The sequence below is a fragment of the Kitasatospora sp. NPDC059648 genome (assembly GCF_042734825.1).
GTDB lineage: Bacteria > Actinomycetota > Actinomycetes > Streptomycetales > Streptomycetaceae > Kitasatospora.
Genome location: NZ_JBHWDU010000120.1, coordinates 1 through 17948, shown reverse-complemented (window position 1 = coordinate 17948; position 17948 = coordinate 1). Strand labels below are relative to the sequence as shown.

Below are 17948 nucleotides of genomic sequence, written 5' to 3'. Positions count from 1 at the left end.
GTCAGCGTCGCCTTGAACACGTCGGGCAGGGGCAGCGGCAGGTTGACCCGCCAGCAGGCGGGCGCTGCCGTCAAGGTCGTTCCACTACCCACCGTCCCGGTCACGGTGACCGTGATGGGGGCGGAGACGACGCCGGAGCACGCGCACGCGGTGCCGGTCGCGGTGACGGTCGCCGGGCCGGCGGTGCTGAAGGTCAGCGATCCGGTGGCGACACCCGGCGTGTCGGGACCCTGCCGACTGGTCCGCCGTCGGACGACCGCGCGCCGGGCCAAAGGGTACGTCGGCAGCGCGACCGCCCGCCCAGCGCGCCGAACAGCAGCGGAGCGTTCCACCACGGCACGAGCTCGACGGAGCGGCCGTCCCGCCAGCGGCAAAGACGCGAAGGCGGAAAGAGCGACTCCTCGATCCGGATGTTCTTGTGCTGGGGTTCCCGGTACGCCCCCCGGTCCCCTCCGTAGAGCGCGGTGACACACGCTCTGGTGGGGCGGGTCTCGAAGCCGGACATCATGCTGGGCGGGGGAGTCGGCCACCGTGGCAGCGACGCCAGGACGGGTTTCTCACCCATGACGCCGGCCGAGCCCCGGCCGCTCGGCCGAACCTGCGGCGGACGGCCGTCGCGGAAGACGTTTGACAGAAAACTGATTAGGTGCCATATTACTTGCATGGCACAGCAGGATGCGACGCACGGCGCCCCCAGTCTCGACCAGGCCCGCCGGCAGATCGCCCGGTACGGCCTCACGGCGGATCCGCAGGCGGTCCTGGTGGCGGCGCGGCTCATGGTCGCGGGTGCCCGGCTCGGCCAGGCGGGGGAGGCGCACTTCGCGCGGTTCGGCCTGTCCACCGGGCGCTACCGGCTGCTGGCCGACCTGGAGGACCACGGCGGCGAGAAGTCGCCCTCCCAGCTGGCCGCCAGTCTCGGCGTCTCGCGGGCGACCGTCACCGGACTGGTCGACGGCCTGGAGCGCGAGGGCCTGGTCGCCCGCCGGTCGGCGGTCGAGGACAGGCGGGGCAACGTGGTCATCCTGACCGCGCGCGGTGCCCAGCGCCTGCGCGAACTGGCCCCCGAGCACTACCGGCGGATGCAGGCGATGGTCGGCGGGCTCTCGCCCGAGGAGCGGGCGGTGTTCCTCGACCTGCTCGCCAGGCTGGTCGACGGCATGGACGCGCTGACCGCCGACTGACGCACGCCCCCCGGCGGGTCGGCATGCTTTCCCAGGGTGCCGCCCGCGGCCTTTTTCACAGCCATATAGTTAGGCACCTAAGCACTAATAGTTAGCTATCTAATCACTTTGGAGGGCCCATGTCCACGAAACACCGATCAGCCGGCACCCCACCCCCGTTCGTCCTGTGGCGCGAGGTGCTGGTCGCCTACGCCATGCCGGCCGTCATGGCCGCGGCCGGCGGGGTGGCCAGCGGTCAGCCGCAGCTGGTGGTCGCGGCCCTCACCACCATCGCGGGCACGTCGGCCGTGGTCGCCGGCGCCCTCGGCGCCAGGCTGCGGCGTCGTCCGGAGGGCTCCTGGGCGGCCCGCGCGCCACGCCTGCTGCTGGCGGCCGGGGCGGGACTCGGTGCTGCCGCGCTCGCGTCCCTGCTCGGCTGGGCGGGCGCGCGCTGGCTGCCGGACGTTCCGGCGCTGGCCGGCAGCCCCTGGCCCGCCCGGCTCCGCCTCGACCTGCCGATCTCCGCCACCATCGCCGCGACCATGATCACCTGGCGCTGGCGAGGCACCCGCCGTCACCCCTGACGAACCCCCACCCATCCCCGGAGGAACACGACGTGATCGTCATCATGGGAGCATCCGGCGCCACCGGCGGCGCCACCCTGCGCAGCCTGACCGGCCTCGGCGTTCCGGCACGGGCGCTCAGCCGGGACCCGGACCGCCTGCTCGGAGGCCTGGACGAACGCACCCGCCACCTCGTGGAGGCGGTGCCCGCCGACGCGGGCGACCCCGCATCCCTGCGCGCGGCGTTCCACGGCGCGAGGCAGCTCTTCCTCACCATGGCCAACGGCCCCCACCAGGTCGAGCACGAGCTGCGCGTCGTCGACCAGGCGCTGGCGGCAGGCGTCGACCACATCGTCAAGGTGTCCGCCCCGGCCGCCGAACCGGACTCTCCCGTCGCCGTCTCGCGCGGCCACCACCGCATCGAACTGTATCTGCGGGCATCCGGCGTCACCGCTACGGTCCTGCGGCCCTACGCGTTCATGCAGAAGCTGCTCCTGCTCGCGCCCGGTGTCGCCCACGCCGGCCTGGTACACGGAGCGATGGGCGACGCGCCCTGCAACTACATCGACTGCCGCGACATCGGCGACGCGGCGGCAGCCGTCCTCACCCGCCCCGAACTCGCCGGCGGCACGTACCCGCTGACCGGTGGACGGGCGTACAGCTACCCCGAACTCACCGCGCTTCTAGGTGAGTTGATCGGCCGACCGGTCAACTACCTCGACCTGCCGCCGGCCCTGTTCCGCGCGCACCTGGTGGAGCGGACCGGGATGCCCACCTGGCTGGCCACCCATGTGGTGGAGATCCAGCAGCTCGCCGTGCTCCGCCCGGAGAGCCCGGACGACACCGCCACCCGGCTGACCGGGCGTGCGCCGCGCACCCTGGAGGCGTTCCTGCGCGAACACCTCGGCGCCTTCCGCTGAGCCCGGAACGCGTGCGGCCCAGGACGGGCGGGGGGCGGGTGCTCGGGCTGAGATTGCCGGCCTTGCGCTGACGGCGCATCCACGCGCCCACCGCGTAGTCGTCCAGCTTCGCGGTCGCCGGGATCGCCAGGTGGCCGTGCTGGTGGTGGAACGCGGCGGCGTAGGCGTAGCCGCGTTCCCAGGTGTTGGCGTTCTTCGACCAGACCATGCCGAGCGCGTCCAGCTCGCTGATGCGGGCCGGTGTTCGCCGACGCCACCGGCACCTTCCGCGTCGAAAGCGCGGACGACATCGCCCGCCCGCTCGCCGCCTCCGCGGGCCCCGGCCAACACACCTGCCTACACGCCCAGCCCCTGCCCTGACCAGGAGGGCACCCGACAACACACCGGACCCCGGGTCGGGCCTGCCAAGGACCTCGCCCGGAGGACCCGCGACCACCGACCTACGCTGCAGCCGGTCGGCCGTTCTGCAGGACGGCTGGCCCCGCGTGCGATTGCGATTGCGATTGCGATTGCGACTGCGACTGCGACTGCGACGCGGATCGCACACACCCTGACCTGCGCCGGTGAGTTCGGAGTGGACCCGCGCTGGGCACCTGCCCGACGACTCTCACACCCCTCCCGCTGGGCACACCGGCCAGGCGCACGAGTGCGTGGCGGCGGGCGGTATGCGGTGTGCGTGGACACTTGGTGCTGCTGCCCTGACGACCTGCGGGCGGTTCAGTGCCGCCAGGCTGGGGCAGTGGCGATCGTCTTCAGCTGGTCGACCGTCAGTGCCGGGGTGCCCGGGAGCGCCTGGGCCTCGTTGGTGCCGTTCCATTCCGACGTGAGGACTTTGGTGCCGTCGGGGTGCAGCACCTCCACGCTCCACCGCAGGGTCGGGCCCCCGGCTGTCTTGGTCGCGCCCGTCTCCCGCGCCAGCACGCTCGAGCCGTCCGGGGTCCTGGTGAGCGTGCCCGAGGTGTCCTTTTCGAACGCCTCGCGTTCGTGGGCCACTTCGGCGTTGTCGCTCGGGCGCGGCTGCACGTGGACGGCGAGCATGCTGGTGCGCCCGTCCAGGGTGAGCGTGAGGTGGGCCTGCCCCGGGGTGCGCTGTTCCGCGCCGGTGTCCGTGCGGGTGCCGGGTGGCAGCAAGGTCGTGGCGGTGGCGAGGATCTGCCCGGGCGCAGGCGCGGCGGTGCTCGCAGTCGCGTCTGGCACCGGGCCCGGGGCGGGTTTGGCGAAGACCGGGTCCCAGGCACTGCTGGTGACGGCTGCGACGAGCTGTTCGCTGGTCAGCGGTGGGGTGGGGCGGGTCAGCGGGGGTCCGAAGCTGGCAGAGTTGACCTCCCAGATGCTCAGCTGGCGCCCGTCGGTACCGGTGTAGGTCGCCTGCCACTTGCGGACTTGGGCCTGCGCGTCGGGGGCCAGCTTGTCGACCACCACGATGCCCCCGCCCGGCAGGACGGTGCGCTCACAGCCCTCGCTCGGTGTCTCCACCGGGTCGGCGCACTGGGTGCCCCAGGTGGCGTCGGTGATCGGCAGGGCGACGCGATGGGTGGACAGGGTCACCATGCCGGCTCCGCTGCCGTCGTCGTAGAGCAGGTGCGCGGACGGCGGGAGGTCGGGGACGGGTCCGTCACCGACGCCGTAGCCGCCGGCCGCGCTGACGTGCCCGGGCGGCAGGACGGAGGTCAGGGTGTCGGCCATGAACTGGGCGGTGATCTGCTCGGGCCACGCGCCCGTGGGGGCCGTGGCGTCGGTGCCGCCGGTGCCGGGCAGCGGTACGGCCAGAACGACGACGGCGGCCGCGGTGACGACCGCGCCACCGGCCAGTACCGCCTGGCGCCGCCGACGCCGCCGGTGGTGCCGTCGGGCGCCGTCGGCAAGATCGGCCGCCGGCGGAACGGGTGCCAGGTCGGCCGCGTCGCGCAGAAGGTCCGCGAACTTCTCGTCAGGGGACATGCGGTGACTCCTCATCTCGTTCGGGGGCGGTGGACAGGGCCGTTCAGGAGCGGGCGAGGTCGTCCAGCTCCGTGCCCAGTACGGCGCGCAGCCGCGTCAGGGCGCGGGCGCTGCGCGACCGTACGGCGGCGGCGCTCAGGTGCAGGGCGTGCGCGGTCTCCTCGACGCTGCGGTCCTCCCAGAAGCGCAGGACGAGGACGGCCCGGTCCTGCGCGGGCAGTTGGGCCAGCGCCCGCAGCAGGGTCAGGCGCAGTGAGGGGTCCGGGTCGGTGACCGGTGCCTCGGCGATGGTGTCCGTCACGTGCTCGGTGCTGCTGCGGCGCCGGCGGTGTGACAGGAAGGTGTTGACCAGGACGGTCTGGGCGTAGCCAGCGGGGTTGTCCAGGCCCGCCACGCGGCGCCATTTCCCGTAGAGCTTGCCGAGGGTTTCCTGGGTGAGGTCCTCGGCGAGGTGCGCGTCGCCGCCTGTCAGCAGGAAGGCGGTCCTGACCAGGTGCTGCCCCCGTGCCGCGGCGAACGCCCCGAAGTCCGGCGTGGTTGTGCGGTCCATGCCTCTCTAACGCGGTGGGGGCCTGGTTACGTCGCACGCATTTTCGCAGGTGTCGCCACCGGCTTCGAACGTTCCCCGTGAGGCGTCTCTGGTTACCGGTGCCCGCCACCACCGTGTCCCAGCTCTGCCTGGCAGCCTCGTAGTTGGTGAGGTGGGCGTCGAGTCGTACACCTCGATGAGACCGTGGTCCGGCCTGGCTTCGGTGCAGAACTCGAACAGGATCGGCACTGGTTGTCCCCCGCCTTGGCGAGTACGTGCCGGCGGCCTGCTCGCACACCCCCAGGAAACAACTGCCTGACCCGTCAGAACGCGGCCCGCGCCACCCGCACTGTTTCCACCGGGATCTCGCCCGACCCACCCGACCGCATCGACATAGATGCCCTCCCCAAACGACAACGTCGGCCCCCAAAACCACCAACGGGTCTCGGGGGCCGACGTCACTCAGGGGCCCGGATTAACCAACAGCATCCGTAGGTGGTGGCGGCCTTCCGGCATCTCAGACAGGGATGGACGACGACAGGACAGTCCGGGTGCCGAACCCGGCGATGTCGCTCGACCGGTCGGCGGTGAGGCGGGGCCAGGGTCGCGAACCGGCCGCTGGCCGGGCCCGCGGGTCAGCCGTCCAGTTTCGCGTACTGGCCACGGCCCGGGCGCTGCGCCCGGCCGGCCTTGGTCAGGCGCTCCAGCGCGGTGCGCACTGCGTTCACGGTGTCCGCCGATTCCTCGATTCCCAGCCGGGCGGTTACTTCCCGGGCGCGCAGCGGTCCCTCGGCGTCGGCCAGTACGGCCAGCACGTTTTCGGAGGTGGCACCGCTGGTTCGCCGCCTGGGCGCGGGCGCAGGTGTTTCGCTCTTCTCGGTGGCCGGCGCGGCGCCGGTCCGCACCGGCCCGGTGCCTCTGGCGGCGGCCGTCTTCTTCGCCGTGGTGCGCGGCCGTGCGCCGTCGGGGGTCTTCTTCGCCGCGGTCTTTCTCGCGGGTGCCGCCTTCTTGGCGGTGGCTTTCTTAGCCGGGGTCTTCTTGGCGGTGCTCTTCCTCACCGTCTTCGTGACCGTGTCGGTGCCCGAGGTGCCCTCTTCGGCCGGCTCCCCGCCCCGGTCCGGCGCCGCCCCGAGTTCGGCCGCGAGCTGCTGCGGCCGGATCCCGACGATGGCGTCCGCCTCCGCCCGGACACCGCCCACCGGGGCGGTGTCCTGCGAGGCCGGCAGCCCGGCCAGGGCCTGCAGGCTCTGGATGGCGCCGCGTACGGCGTTCTCGCGCGCCACGGCGGCGGTCAGCTCGTCCTCCAGGCGCCGGCGTCGGGCCTCAATGCCGGGAAGTTCCGCCTCCAGCTGGGCGATGGTCTCACTGAAACGGCTTTCTGCCACGGTTCCTCGTCTCCTCCGCCCACGCGATCTATCACAGGGGCTGTGCGATCTCTACCCCGCTACTGCCGACCGCAACAAGAAACCGCGCCGATCCGCGCGGCCCGCATCGACACCCGCGCCGGATCCGGCCGCCGGCCTGCGTCCGGACGCACTGGCCGACGCGCGGGCCTCCCCCATTCCCTGCGCGCCCCCACTCGACCGATACTCCCGGCTTCCTTCCGCTGCCCTCGCGTCCGGGTGCCCGGCATCCAGAGAAGCACAACCCGGGACTGCCGCACGCACGAGGCCGTACGGATCAACCAGCAGCATCGCCAAGACGGCCGGTGGCATCGGGCCCCCATCCGGCTGCCCTCGGGCCGACTGGGCGCAGGCCGGACGCGAACTACCATGGAGGGCGAGGTCCTGGAGAGGCCGCACCTGCCCACAGCCGAACGGTAGGGAGGCGGGCATGGCCATCGGAAGCGTGTCCGGCTGGGTGGACGACCCGCGCTACATGCCGATCTCCGAGCACGGTCTGATCGGCGACCTGCGCACCGCCGCACTGGTCGGTACCGACGGCACGATCGACTGGTACTGCTGCCCTCGCTTCGACGCGCCCAGCGTGTTCGGTGCCATTCTCGACGCCGACAAGGGCGGTTCGTTCCAGCTGGCCGCCGACGTGCCGGCCCGGACCCGGCAGTTCTACTTCCCCGACACCAACGTGTTGATCACACGGTTCTACGCAGCCGACGGGGTGGCGGAGATCCAGGACTTCATGCCGGTCGCGGACGAGTCTCGCGAGGCGGCCCGGCACCGGCTGATCCGCCGGGTGGTCTGCGTACGCGGCACCCTGCCGTTCGCCGCCCGGATCGCTCCGCGCTTCGGCTACGGGGCCGAACCGCACACCGTGCGTGTGCGGGGACACGAGGCCGTCTTCGAGTCCCCGTCGCTCTCCCTCGCGCTGACCTCCACCGCACCGCTGGAACCCGACGGCAGAGACGTGGTGTCGCATTTCAAGCTGCTCGAAGGTGAGTCCGTGGTGTTCGCCCTCGACCGGATCAGCGACGACGTGCGGCCCCGGGCCTGTCCGGCCGCCGAGGCGGAGGCCGAGTTCGAGACGACGGTCCGGTTCTGGCGCCGCTGGCTCTCGCAGTCGCGCTATCGCGGCCGGTGGCGCGAGATGGTGCACCGCTCCGCCCTGGCCCTGAAGCTGCTCACCTACGTGCCGACCGGCGCGATCGTGGCCGCGCCGACGACCAGCCTGCCCGAGCAGGTCGGTGGCGGGCGCAACTGGGACTACCGCTACGTGTGGGTCCGCGACGCCGCCTTCTGCGTCTACGCCATGCTCCGGCTGGGCTTCACCTCCGAGGCCGAGGCCTTCATGGGCTTCCTGTCCGAGCGGGGCATCATGCGAGGCTCCGGCCCCACGGGACCGCTGCAGATCATGTACGGCATCGACGGGCGAAGCGACCTACCCGAGACCGACCTGTCCCACCTCGAAGGCCATCTGGGATCCGCTCCCGTGCGGGTGGGCAACGCCGCGACCAAACAGCTTCAACTCGACATCTACGGAGCCCTGATCGACTCGGTCTACCTCTACGACAAGTGGGGTCAGCCGATCAGCAGCGACCGCTGGGATGAGGTCGGCGCCGTCGTGGGCTGGCTCTGCGACCACTGGGACCAGCCCGACGAGGGCGTCTGGGAGACCCGGGGCGGCCGGAAGAACTACGTCTACTCGCGGCTGATGTGCTGGGTGGCAATCGAACGGGCCATCCGGATAGCGAACCGGCGGGGCCTGCCAGCCGACCTCTCCCGCTGGCAGCGGTGCCGCGACGAGATATACCGGCAGATCATGCGACAGGGTTGGTCCGAGGAACGCGGGGCGTTCCTCCAGGATCTGGACGGTGACGTTCTCGACGCCTCGGTCCTGATGATGCCGATGGCCAAGTTCATCTCCCCCACCGATCCCAAGTGGCTGTCGACTCTGGACGCGCTCAGCACGGATCTGGTCTCCGACTCGCTGGTCTACCGCTACGATCCGCAGGCCAGCCCGGACGGGTTGCAAGGACCCGAGGGCACCTTCTCGATCTGCTCCTTCTGGTACGTCGAGGCGCTCACCCGCGCAGGACGCGTGGAGGAGGCCCGGCTGGCCTTCGAGAAGATGCTCACCTACGCCAACCACCTCGGCCTCTACGCCGAGGAGATCGGACGCACCGGGGAACAGCTCGGCAACTTCCCGCAGGCGTTCACTCATCTCTCGCTGATCAGCGCCGCGTTCAACCTCGACCGCACGCTGGGATAGGGCCTGCCGCGCCCGCCACCGGGGTCAGCCGGCAGCCGGAGAGCCGTGAAGCGCCCCGCCCAACACGGGGACCAGCCACTGCTCGATCCGCTCGGCGGGCTCGGCGGCCAGTTCATGCCGGTGAAGCGCGTCCAGGAGCGCGGCCTGCTGGCTGGTATTTGTCAGGCAGGGTTCGGCGTCCGAGGTTGCCCGCCGATCAGATGGCCTCCATCCGTGTTGCTGTTAGGTGGTGGGCCGGGCGGGTACGCGATGGACCTGGAGAGTCCGGTTCCGTTCAGGAGACAGGCACGGTGGAAGCTTCGACCGATCGGGTCGCGGACCCATGGGGCGTACGCACCCCGTACCCGCCGGGCACCGCGTGGCCGGCCCGCATCGACACCCAGCGCCGGCCTGCCGCTCGGTGAGTTTCCCGTCGGTGCGGGCCTTGTCCTGCTTGCGCAGCCACGTGCCGGGGGCGGAACGCCGGGTCTGCATCGCCGCCGGTGCGGTTGGCGGTACCGTCCGGGGTGCCGCCGGCGGCGAGGTAGGCGGGCAGGCGCCGGTAGGAGCGGTTCCAGTCCGGCTCCAGCCGCCACAGCTCGTCCAGGGCGTCCAGCTTCGCCGCCTGGTCCGCCGCGAGGTTCTCGGCCCTTCGCTGGCGGCGCATCCATGCGCCGACCGCGTAGCCGTCCAGCTTCTCGGCGGCCGGGACGGCGAGGTGGCCGTGATGGGCGGCCCAGGCGCGGGCGCAGGCGTAGCCGCGTTCCCAGGCGCCTGCGTGCTTGGACCAGATCATGCCGAACGCGTCCAGCTCCGAGACGCGCGCGGCATCGAGCAGGCTCTGGCCGTTCAGGCAGCGCTGCCGGTCGAGCGGGCTCCGCCTGGTCTGGATGCGGGTATCGCTTGCAGCACAGACCCGTCAGTCGCGGGCACGGAGGCTGGCTTCCTCGAGGTCGAGTTCGCGCTGGATCCGGCGCCGGGTGGCGTTGCTGATCATGTTCGCTTCGTAGAGGCGCTGGAGCTCAGTCGCCTCGATGCCGATGAGTGTCCGGCGTATCTCGCGGTAGGCGTCGGCGGGACGGGCGTCCGGGTCGCTGTAGTGGGCGTCTTCCGCTTGGTGGATGCGCGCTTCCAGATCGCGACGAGCCTGTTTGAGGGCGGTCTCGGCGGCGGTGCCCAGTTCGGCGAGCTCATCCAGATCGCCGAGTTGTTTGAGCTCTTCGAGAGCGGTGTGGGCGATGTGTCGGCGGGTCCGGGCCTCCTCGCGGGCGGTGTGCTCCGGTTCCAGGGCGATGCCCGAGCGGCGGACGACAGGCGCGAGGGTGAAGCCCTGGAAGATGACGGTGAGCGCGACGGTCCCGGTGGTGAGCGTGAGGATGAGCGCCCGATGCGGCAGCGGCGCCCCCGTGTTGGTGACCAGGGGGATGGAGAGCGCGGCGGCCAGCGGCATGACGCCTCGGGTGCCCGCCCAGGACAGGACGGCCGGAACGCGCCAGGAGAGGCGGCTTTCGCCCTCCTTGTGCCGGTAGTGGATCAGGGCGGACAGCGGGAAGATCCACAGCAGGCGGATCGCCAGCACGGTGAAGGCGATCACCGGCACCCACATCGGCCAGCCGTGCTCGTCGTGCGTGAGGTGACGGACGGCGGAGGGAAGCTCGAGACCGATGAGGGCGAAGACGACGCTCTCCAGCAGGAAAGTCACGGTGTCGTAGACGGCATGGATCTGGAGACGGATGGGGGCGTTGCTGAGCTTGTGGCCGGTGCTGCCGAGGACGACCCCGGACACGATGACGGCGGTCACGCCGGAGGCGTGCGAGTCCTCCGCGATGACGTACGAGGCGTACGGAGTGACCAGTGCGATGACGGTCTCCAGCACGGGGTCTTCGGTCCGTCTGCGGATGAGGGTCACCACTGCGGCGACCGCCGCGCCGATGAGGGCTCCTCCGCCCGCGAGGATCAGGAACTGCTCGATGGTCCCGGACACGGTGATGGCGCTGCCGGAAACCGCGGTCGCCACGGCGACCTTGTACAGAACCAGCGACGTGGCGTCGTTGAACAGGCTTTCCGCCTGCACCATGGCCTGCACACGCGGTGGGAGGGACAGGCGGCGGCCGAGTGCGGTAACGGCCACGGGGTCGGTGCTGGCCAGGACGGCGCCGAGGATGAACGCGGTCGCGGTGGTGAGCGGGGTGATCGCTCGGGCGACGTACCCGACGGCGACGGCCGAGGCCAGGACCAGACCGAAGACCAGGCCGGTCACAGGCCGCCACACGCTGCGCAGGTCGCGGACAGAGATTTCCCCGGCCGAGGCGTAGAGCAGTGGCGGCAGCACCAACACGCTGATCACGTGAGGCGGCAGGCGGACCTCGGGAACCCAAGGTATGAGCCCGGTGACCAGACCGGCGATGACGAGGAGCGAGGGAGCGGGCAAACGCCAGCGCCGGGCACCGGTCGCCACTGCCGTGGCCAGGACCACGAGCAGCAGGATGACGGTCAGGCCGGTCATGCAGCGTCCCCGGTAGGTTACGGCTTGTTACCCCCCTCTGGCCAGGTGCTCTATCAAGGTAACCGGATTACGGACGCCAGCCCACCGCCAACGGCGGCCTCGGCGGCCGGCTTGCCAACTGCCCCTTGGGTGGCGGGACTGAAGAGCCTTTCCGCCCGCACAGTCCGCCCCGACAATCTGTGAGCGAGGTCAGCAGAGTTTCTGCCGCAGGACGTCGTTGATCTGGCGCGCCTGGTCGAGCGTCAGCTGGTGGCCGGAGGTGGAAAAGCGTTGCTGGGCGGCGGCGTCCGGGTTATTGACGCCGTCGTTGAGGTCGTGACACTGATCGCGGGCCTTGTCGATGGTGGCCCCCTCGTTGGTGAAGACCTGGGGGTCAATGCGGTGGAGGGCGGTTTCCAGACTGGAGAGCTCGGTCCCGGTCGGGCGGGCAGGAATCCCCGCGACCTCGGTCGGGTGCCGGGTGACGGACACCGACGCCGACGATCCCGTGCCGTTGTGCTGCCCCCCGCTGGACGTGCCACTGCAGGCCACCGCCGTCAACGCCACGACACCAGCGGCGAAAATGACGGCGAAGCCGTGACTTGTACGCATACTCCCGTCCTTCCCCTCGACGGTCATCGAAGTAGCGATTCCGCAAGGGTCAATCAGCGGACCCACCGTGTGCGGCTGACCGGCACAGCGGCCTGCAAACGAGACCCGGGCGACGAAGTGAGCCGTCCCACCGCCCGAGCACGGCGCGGTCCCGGACGGAGGTCCCTTCCCGGAAGACCGTGACAAGCACCCGAGGCGCCGGTACTGCCACCCGGGACGGGGTAGGCGCCGAGGCCGAACATCGACGGAGGCAGACATGGCTTATAGGCAACCGCATCTGCCCGTCGCCCAGCACGCACGGGCCGCACACCGGGCAGGGGAAGCTCCAAGACGCCCTGACCCGGTCAACGGGTCTTCCGGTGCACGGTCCCGTTCTGTTCCGCGCGGCCCTGTCCGGCGGCCAGGCGCCGGCGGACCACCGTGAGATCGAGCCACGATAGGCCGGCGAAGGCCGCGCACAGCGCGCAGAAGAGGATGTACGTTCCCCGGTTGGGCGCGGGCCCCGGACCGGCCAGAGCCGCGAGTACCGCGAACGCTACTGTCCCGCAGGCGAACAGCACCACAAAGATCCGGGACAGGAGCCCGCGCAGCTCCAGGTCCGACCTGGCGTTCACCGGCTCCGTACCCGGCCGCACCGACGGCTGCGGCCGCCACTCGGGCGTCGTTCTCCCGGGCCCGTGCGGCGCGTGCGGGAAGTCATGCCGCTCACCCACCCGCCGACCATTGCGCCCCTCCTCCGGCCCTGACCCGTGCTGCTGTGCCATCGCTGCCTCCATCCGCCACTCCCCCTCCCTCTCCCTGGCGCGTACCCTCCACGGCGGTAGCAACCCCATGCCGGCCACGGCATCGCCACCCGAGGCGCCCCCCTCCTCACCATCTCGACCGACCCGAACGGGTTCCCGGATTCGGCAGCCATGACTTCGAGACCCCTGACGCCCTCCACGCGAAATGGGCCCGGTGGGACGGGTCAGGGCTGGCCGGGGGTAGGTGCCACGGGAGACCGGCTGCTGGGCGCGGCGGGCGTCGCCGCACCCGGGGCGAGGTCCGGGGGCCTGGCGGAGCGTTCGGCGGTGGGCGCGCCGGCGCCGGGGGCCAGCGAAGGTGAGACGCTGGACGTCGGGCCCACCGTGGGAGCCGTCGAGAGCTGCGCCGACGGAGAGGCGGAGCTGACGGCGTAGGCGTTGACCGTGCCGTGTCCGGCACGGGCGAAGGTGAAACCGACCAGGCGGAAGGTGCCCGGGCTGACCGGCCCCGGCAGCTGCACCTGCGGATGGCCCGGCGGCCCCATCAGGACCGGCTGCCCCGGCGGAATCATGACGCCCGCCCCGCCCGCCGCGGTCGAACCGCCGCCCTCCAGGCTGACCGCCGTCAGGGCGTCGGGCTCGCCGCCCGGGTTGAGGATGTACGCCCCCACGAGGCGGTGCCGCTACCGCCCGCATCCGCGCCAGCCGCACATCGCGCAGCTTTAGGTCCCCGATGTCGGCGTTCACGTTGTTCGGCGCGATCTGGTAGGACCCCGCGTTGTTGCCGGCCGCGCACGCCGCCACCGGGCCGCGGCCAGCAGCACTGCGCCCAAGCGCAGCACGGCCTTCCGGTGGGCTGGTTCGGGTCGCATCGGCATCCTCCGGTCCTCGGCTCGCGGTGCGTAGTCCCTTCCCGACTCCCGGCCCGGGCACGCCGCGCGTCGCCCGAGCCGCCCCGGTGCCCCGGCGCCGGGGCGGCGTCCGGCCCACGCGGCACCGCCGCAGGCTTCGTCGGGCCGGCGCGCGGTGCGGTCCGCAGTTCCGATGGATGGAGTTGCGCGCCGTCGCGGCGGTAGGCAGCCCGTCGGCTAAAGAGGTCCCGCCGGCATCCGGATCCGGTCAGGGCATGGGGACCGCGTGCAGCGCGGGGTGCCGGTCGGGTAGCCGGCGGGCACTGTGACACGACACTGGCCACCGTCCCGAGCCAGCCATCCCTGCCGGGCGCAACGGCATCCGCCGGGCCGGGCCGACCTCGGCGCGCAGAGTGCGGATGTCGCCGCTGTCCGGGCGCGCCTGGCAGTCCTCGCAGCCGAGACGGCGAATGTTCGGCTGCTCGGCGTGGGGATCGCTCACAGGCACCGGTTCCTTCCCGTGCTGCGGGCCGGGCGCGGGGCCCCGGCCCGGGAGCGCCTACTCCAACGCCCGCCGAAGATCAAGGTCAACACCTCTGGGCGGGCCCGGTCCGTCAGTACGTGCTGCGCCGTACCACGGGCCGCCGGGCCGCTCCTGCCCGGGGCCGCGCAGCGCAGCGGCGGCGGCGCGGGTGCGCTCCAGCCGCGGGCGCTGGAGGCCGGGATGGACCGCGTTCGCGACCTGGTGAGCCGCAGGCTCGGGCAGGATGCGGCGCTGGCTGAGGTGCTGGTGGAGGCCGAGGCGCCGTCGGCTGAACTGTCGGTGGAGACCCGGCAGTGGCTGACCTTGAGCCTCAACAACGCCGCCAGGCGCGACGCCGAGTTCGCCGCCGAACTGCTCGCCGCGGTGCAGGCGGTCCAGAGTGCGGAGCGTACGCCGGGGTGTCGGCGAGCGGCGACGGCATCGCGATCGACGGCGATGTGTCCGTTCGCGCGGAAGGCGCCGGGTCGGTCGCGGCGGTGCGGATCGACGGGCCGGTTACCACGAGTGTGCCGGACCCGCCGGGCCAGGCCGTCCGAGTGCTCGGCGCTCCGACCGCCCAGCACTCCGACGGCTCAGCCGCTCGACGGCTCGGCCATGGCGACGGCGACCCGGCGTGGCGGGGTGAAGGGCTCGCGGGCGTGGGCGGTCAGCATGTTGTCGAGCATGACGACGTCGCCCTCCCGGTAGTCGAAGCGCGTCGAGGCCTTGCGGTAGCAGTCCCGCACGTGCGCCATCACGTCGTCCGGGATCTGGCCGCCGTCGCCGTAGTAGGTGTTGTTGGGCAGCTCCTCGGCGGCGAAGAGGGCTTCGAGGCCGGCCCGGACGCCTGGCGAGAGGGTGGAGAGGTGGAACATGGCCGCGTGGTTGAACCAGACCGGCTCTCCGGTCTCCGGGTGGGTCCGGACGGCGTCGCGGACCACCCGGGTGCGCAGGGTGCCGTCGTCGAGCCACTCGGGCTCGATCCGGCTGGCCGCGCAGTAGGCCGCCACCTCGTCCCGGTCGGTGGTCCCGAAGACGTCCTGCCAGGGCAGGCCGAAGCCGGGGCCGAAGTTGCGGACCAGCATCCAGCGCCGCCGGGTGAAGTCGGCCAGCACCTCCGGGTCGAGCAGCCAGAGGACCTCCCGGCAGTCGGCCAGCGGGGTCGCGCCGCGGTCGGCAGGTGGCTGGACGCAGTGGAAGAACAGCGTCATCGGCCAGGAGGCCTGGTACGAGTTCTCGTTGTGGAAGAAGATCTCCTCCCGGGCCGGGTGCTCGGTCGAGGTGTAGACCCCGCCCTGGATCCGGCTGCGCGGGGACGACTTCTCCTGATACGGGAGCGGCGGGCCGGCCAGTCGGCGGACGGCCTCCTCGAAGTCCTCGACGCCCCGCAGCTCGAAGCCCCGGAACAGCACGGCCCCGTGGGTACGGACCAGTTCACGGATCCGCGCGCGGTGCCGCTGGGCGTGGTCGACCAGCAGGGTCGACGCCCGGTCCGGCTCGATCCGGTACGGAAGCGTCATCGGGCGCTCACCGCCGACGCGGGCCGCGCGGACTCCGGCCCGTCCTCCAGGGCCGCGCCGAGCGAGCGGATCGTCGGATGGTCGAGCAGCATCCGGCTCTCCAGCCGGATGCCCAGCTTGGCCGCCCGGCCCGCCACCAGCAGGGTGGCGACCGAGTCGCCGCCGACGTCCAGGAAGTGGTCGTCGATGCCGACCTCGTCCAGGCCCAGCACCTCCTGCCAGATCCCGGCCAGCGCCCGCTGCAAGGGGGTGACCGGCGGGGCGCTCGGGCCGGCCCCCTCGACCGGGGCGTCCGGCAGGCGGGAGCGGTCCACCTTGCCGTTGGCGGTCAGCGGCAGGGCCTCCACCGGCACCACGGCCGAGGGCACCAGGTAGCCGGGCAGCACCTCGCGGGTCCAGGCCCGGATCGCCTCCGGCTGCGGCCGCACCCCGGGCCGACCGGTCACGAAGGCGATGATCCGTCGTGTCTCCCCGACGTCCCGGACCACGGCGGCCGCGGCCGCCACCTGCTCGTGCCGCTGGAGCACCGCCTCGATCTCCCCCGGACTGACCCGGTGGCCGTTCACCTTCGCCTCGTCGTCCAGTCGGCCGATGAACTCCACCGAGCCGTCCGCGAGGTAGCGTCCCGCGTCGCCGGTCCGGTAGAGCCGGCTGCCGGGCGGCCCGTACGGGTCGGGGACGAAGTGCCCGGCGGTCGGGCCGGGCAGCCCCGCGTACCCGCGCGCCACGCCCGCTCCCCCGATGTGGATCTCCCCGGCGACCCCGACCCCGGCGATCCCCAGCTCCGGATCCAGCACGTACTGGCGAACGTTGGCGATCGGCCGGCCGATCGGCACGGCCGGTCCGGCGGGGAGCGGGTCGGACACGAAGGCGGCCGAGGAGCCCACCGTGGCCTCGGTCGGGCCGTACTCGTTGACCACCCGCAACTGCGGCATCCGCTCCAGCCACGGGCGCACCAGCTCGGTCGGCAGTGCCTCCCCGCCCACCACGAAGGTGCCCACCGCGGGGGTGTGGAAGGACAGCGGGAGGGCGTGCTCCAGCATCCGCAGGTGCGCCGGGGTGAGCTTGACCAGGTCGAACCGGACGCCTTGGCGCAGCAGTTCGGCCAGTTCGTCGACCCCCTGGCCGTCCGGGACGATCCGGACCCCGGCACCGGTGACCAGTGGGGCGAGCAGGCCAGTGAGCGTCAGGTCGAAGGTGAGCGGGGTGTGCAGCGCGGCGCCCTCGGCCGCGGGATCGCCGGTCAGGTAGGCGCGGGCAGCGTGGTCCACGTAGTTGGCGAGCGCCTGCTGCTCGATCAGCACGCCCTTCGGCCGGCCGGTGGAGCCGGAGGTGTAGAGCACGTAGGCCAGGTGGTCCGGTCGGACCGCGACCGGCTCCAGCGGGCGGCCGCCGCCGTGGTCCACGTCCAGCACCGGGACCGGCTGGCCGTCGAGGAGCGCGGCGGTCCCGGCGTCGCCGATCACGCCGCAGGGTTCGGCGTCGGCGAGGACGGCCCGGATCCGCTCCTTCGGCCACTCCGGGTCCAGCGGTACGAAGGCGGCGCCGGCCCGCAGCACCGCGAGCACCGCGGCGACCAGGGCGGGCGAGCGCGGCAGGCAGATCGCGACCCGCTGCTCCGGCCGGGCCCCGACGGCGTGCAGCCGACCGGCCAACTCACCGGCCCAGCTGTCCAGTTCCGCGTAGTCGAGGTCGCCGATGCCGGTCAGCAGGGCGGGCCGCCCGCCGTCCTGCTCGGCCCAGCGCGCGAAGCGTCGGTACACCGGCTCGGCCGCCGGGACGGCGGACCCGGCGGAGAGTTCGGCCAGCCGTTCCGCCGTGACGGCCGGTGCGGCGGCGCTGTCGCGCTCGGCGCTGTCGTGCCCGGCGCTGTCGGGCTCGGCGCTGTCGGGCTCGGCGCTGTTGTGCTGGGCTCTGTTCTGCTCGGCCTGCAACGCGGACTCCTCATTCATCCCACGACCCGGTCCGGCCCGGGTTGTTCGGCGAGTTGACTCGACTGCTCGACTGCACGGCTGGGCGACCGCGCAGCCGGGTGACGACGCCCCGTCGGCTCAGCCCTGCGGCTCGGGCCGCAGTTCGAGGGTGCAGCACTTCGCGGCGCCGCCCGCCTTGAGGAGCTCGGTGGTGTCCACCCCGATCGGGTTGAAGCCGCGCTCCCGGAGCTGCTCGATCAGGCCGGTGGCCGCCTGCGGCAGCACCACGTTGAGGCCGTCCGAGAAGGCGTTGAGGCCGAACACCGCGGCGTCCTGGGCGTCGGCGAGGATCGCGTCCGGGAAGAGGTTCTCCAGGACGGAGCGGCTGCCGGGGGTGAAGGCCTCCGGGAAGTACATGACCTCGGTGTCGGAGAGCACCGCGAGCGCGGTGTCCAGGTGGTAGTGCTCGGGGTTGACCAGGGTGAGCGAGGTGACCGGCAGGCCGAAGAACTCCTGCGCCTCGTAGTGCGAGCGCTGGTCGGT

16 protein-coding genes and 1 pseudogene are annotated in these 17948 nt (G+C 72.3%); 5 read left to right on the top strand and 12 right to left on the bottom strand.

Features of this window, described 5'->3' with window-relative positions; all coding sequences use genetic code 11:
* Positions 1 to 662 precede the first annotated feature (662 nt).
* The 3 genes from ACFV1W_RS37335 to ACFV1W_RS37325 all read left to right on the top strand — a co-directional run bounded on the left by ACFV1W_RS37335 (position 663) and on the right by ACFV1W_RS37325 (position 2643).
* Positions 663 to 1181 carry a MarR family winged helix-turn-helix transcriptional regulator gene (locus ACFV1W_RS37335; protein WP_380421739.1) on the top strand — a complete coding sequence of 173 codons (519 nt, stop codon included), beginning with the start codon at positions 663 to 665 and terminating at the stop codon, positions 1179 to 1181.
* A 119-nt stretch (positions 1182 to 1300) separates the two neighbouring features.
* Positions 1301 to 1744, top strand: a complete 444-nt coding sequence (locus ACFV1W_RS37330) for a hypothetical protein (protein WP_380421738.1) — start codon at positions 1301 to 1303, stop codon at positions 1742 to 1744.
* Between the two features lie 32 nt (positions 1745 to 1776).
* Positions 1777 to 2643 (top strand): NmrA family NAD(P)-binding protein, encoded by an 867-nt coding sequence (locus tag ACFV1W_RS37325; protein WP_380421737.1) that lies wholly within the window; start codon positions 1777 to 1779, stop codon positions 2641 to 2643.
* A gap of 58 nt (positions 2644 to 2701) precedes the next feature.
* Here the strand turns inward: ACFV1W_RS37325 and ACFV1W_RS37320 are convergent.
* Positions 2702 to 2851: pseudogene (locus ACFV1W_RS37320) on the bottom strand (helicase associated domain-containing protein); the annotation flags it as partial.
* Positions 2852 to 2883: 32 nt separating this feature from the next.
* Here ACFV1W_RS37320 and ACFV1W_RS37315 point away from each other — a divergent pair.
* Positions 2884 to 3003, top strand: coding sequence for a DUF6296 family protein (locus ACFV1W_RS37315; RefSeq protein ID WP_380421736.1), 120 nt, complete (start codon positions 2884 to 2886; stop codon positions 3001 to 3003).
* Between the two features lie 357 nt (positions 3004 to 3360).
* Here ACFV1W_RS37315 and ACFV1W_RS37310 read toward each other — a convergent pair whose 3' ends face one another.
* The 3 genes from ACFV1W_RS37310 to ACFV1W_RS37300 form a co-directional block, all read right to left on the bottom strand.
* Positions 3361 to 4584: a hypothetical protein gene (locus tag ACFV1W_RS37310; protein WP_380421735.1), complete on the bottom strand. Its 1224-nt coding sequence runs from the start codon at positions 4582 to 4584 to the stop codon at positions 3361 to 3363.
* A gap of 43 nt (positions 4585 to 4627) precedes the next feature.
* A complete protein-coding gene (locus ACFV1W_RS37305) occupies positions 4628 to 5134 on the bottom strand; it encodes a SigE family RNA polymerase sigma factor (RefSeq protein ID WP_380421734.1) in 507 nt (168 codons plus the stop codon).
* Between the two features lie 614 nt (positions 5135 to 5748).
* Positions 5749 to 6498: a hypothetical protein gene (locus ACFV1W_RS37300; protein WP_380421733.1), complete on the bottom strand. Its 750-nt coding sequence runs from the start codon at positions 6496 to 6498 to the stop codon at positions 5749 to 5751.
* 448 nt (positions 6499 to 6946) lie between these two features.
* On the opposite strand from ACFV1W_RS37300, the gene ACFV1W_RS37295 reads away from it, so the two are divergent.
* A complete protein-coding gene (locus ACFV1W_RS37295) occupies positions 6947 to 8779 on the top strand; it encodes a glycoside hydrolase family 15 protein (protein WP_380421732.1) in 1833 nt (610 codons plus the stop codon).
* A gap of 274 nt (positions 8780 to 9053) precedes the next feature.
* On the opposite strand, the gene ACFV1W_RS37290 is transcribed toward ACFV1W_RS37295, so the two are convergent.
* From ACFV1W_RS37290 to ACFV1W_RS37255, 8 genes are all read right to left on the bottom strand, one after another.
* Positions 9054 to 9554, bottom strand: coding sequence for a helicase associated domain-containing protein (locus ACFV1W_RS37290; protein WP_380421731.1), 501 nt, complete (start codon positions 9552 to 9554; stop codon positions 9054 to 9056).
* Between the two features lie 123 nt (positions 9555 to 9677).
* A complete protein-coding gene (locus tag ACFV1W_RS37285; protein WP_380421730.1) occupies positions 9678 to 11264 on the bottom strand; it encodes a Na+/H+ antiporter in 1587 nt (528 codons plus the stop codon).
* A gap of 189 nt (positions 11265 to 11453) precedes the next feature.
* Entirely contained in the window at positions 11454 to 11855 is a 402-nt protein-coding gene (locus ACFV1W_RS37280) for a hypothetical protein (protein WP_380421729.1), read from the bottom strand.
* Positions 11856 to 12199: 344 nt separating this feature from the next.
* On the bottom strand, positions 12200 to 12619 hold the full coding sequence (locus ACFV1W_RS37275; RefSeq protein WP_380421728.1) for a hypothetical protein: 420 nt from the start codon (positions 12617 to 12619) through the stop codon (positions 12200 to 12202).
* Positions 12620 to 12822: 203 nt separating this feature from the next.
* Positions 12823 to 13269: a hypothetical protein gene (locus tag ACFV1W_RS37270; protein ID WP_380421727.1), complete on the bottom strand. Its 447-nt coding sequence runs from the start codon at positions 13267 to 13269 to the stop codon at positions 12823 to 12825.
* Positions 13270 to 14565: 1296 nt separating this feature from the next.
* A complete protein-coding gene (locus ACFV1W_RS37265) occupies positions 14566 to 15492 on the bottom strand; it encodes a TauD/TfdA family dioxygenase (RefSeq protein WP_380421726.1) in 927 nt (308 codons plus the stop codon).
* Positions 15489 to 17426 (bottom strand): non-ribosomal peptide synthetase, encoded by a 1938-nt coding sequence (locus ACFV1W_RS37260; RefSeq protein WP_380421725.1) that lies wholly within the window; start codon positions 17424 to 17426, stop codon positions 15489 to 15491. Before ACFV1W_RS37260 ends, ACFV1W_RS37265 begins: the two co-directional genes overlap by 4 nt.
* A 117-nt stretch (positions 17427 to 17543) precedes the next feature.
* Positions 17544 to 17948 (bottom strand): dimethylarginine dimethylaminohydrolase family protein (locus ACFV1W_RS37255; RefSeq protein WP_380421724.1); only part of this gene is annotated, 405 nt, incomplete at its 5' end.

Bases quoted from the DNA above. Each gene is read 5' to 3' on its own strand.
- ACFV1W_RS37330 (WP_380421738.1), top strand. From the start codon at position 1,301: ATGTCCACGAAACACCGATCAGCCGGCACCCCACCCCCGTTCGTCCTG.
- ACFV1W_RS37335 (WP_380421739.1), top strand. From the start codon at position 663: ATGGCACAGCAGGATGCGACGCACGGCGCCCCCAGTCTCGACCAGGCC.
- ACFV1W_RS37310 (WP_380421735.1), bottom strand. From the start codon at position 4,584: ATGTCCCCTGACGAGAAGTTCGCGGACCTTCTGCGCGACGCGGCCGAC.
- ACFV1W_RS37280 (WP_380421729.1), bottom strand. From the start codon at position 11,855: ATGCGTACAAGTCACGGCTTCGCCGTCATTTTCGCCGCTGGTGTCGTG.
- ACFV1W_RS37285 (WP_380421730.1), bottom strand. From the start codon at position 11,264: ATGACCGGCCTGACCGTCATCCTGCTGCTCGTGGTCCTGGCCACGGCA.
- ACFV1W_RS37295 (WP_380421732.1), top strand. From the start codon at position 6,947: ATGGCCATCGGAAGCGTGTCCGGCTGGGTGGACGACCCGCGCTACATG.
- ACFV1W_RS37290 (WP_380421731.1), bottom strand. From the start codon at position 9,554: ATGATCTGGTCCAAGCACGCAGGCGCCTGGGAACGCGGCTACGCCTGC.
- ACFV1W_RS37275 (WP_380421728.1), bottom strand. From the start codon at position 12,619: ATGGCACAGCAGCACGGGTCAGGGCCGGAGGAGGGGCGCAATGGTCGG.
- ACFV1W_RS37305 (WP_380421734.1), bottom strand. From the start codon at position 5,134: ATGGACCGCACAACCACGCCGGACTTCGGGGCGTTCGCCGCGGCACGG.
- ACFV1W_RS37265 (WP_380421726.1), bottom strand. From the start codon at position 15,492: ATGACGCTTCCGTACCGGATCGAGCCGGACCGGGCGTCGACCCTGCTG.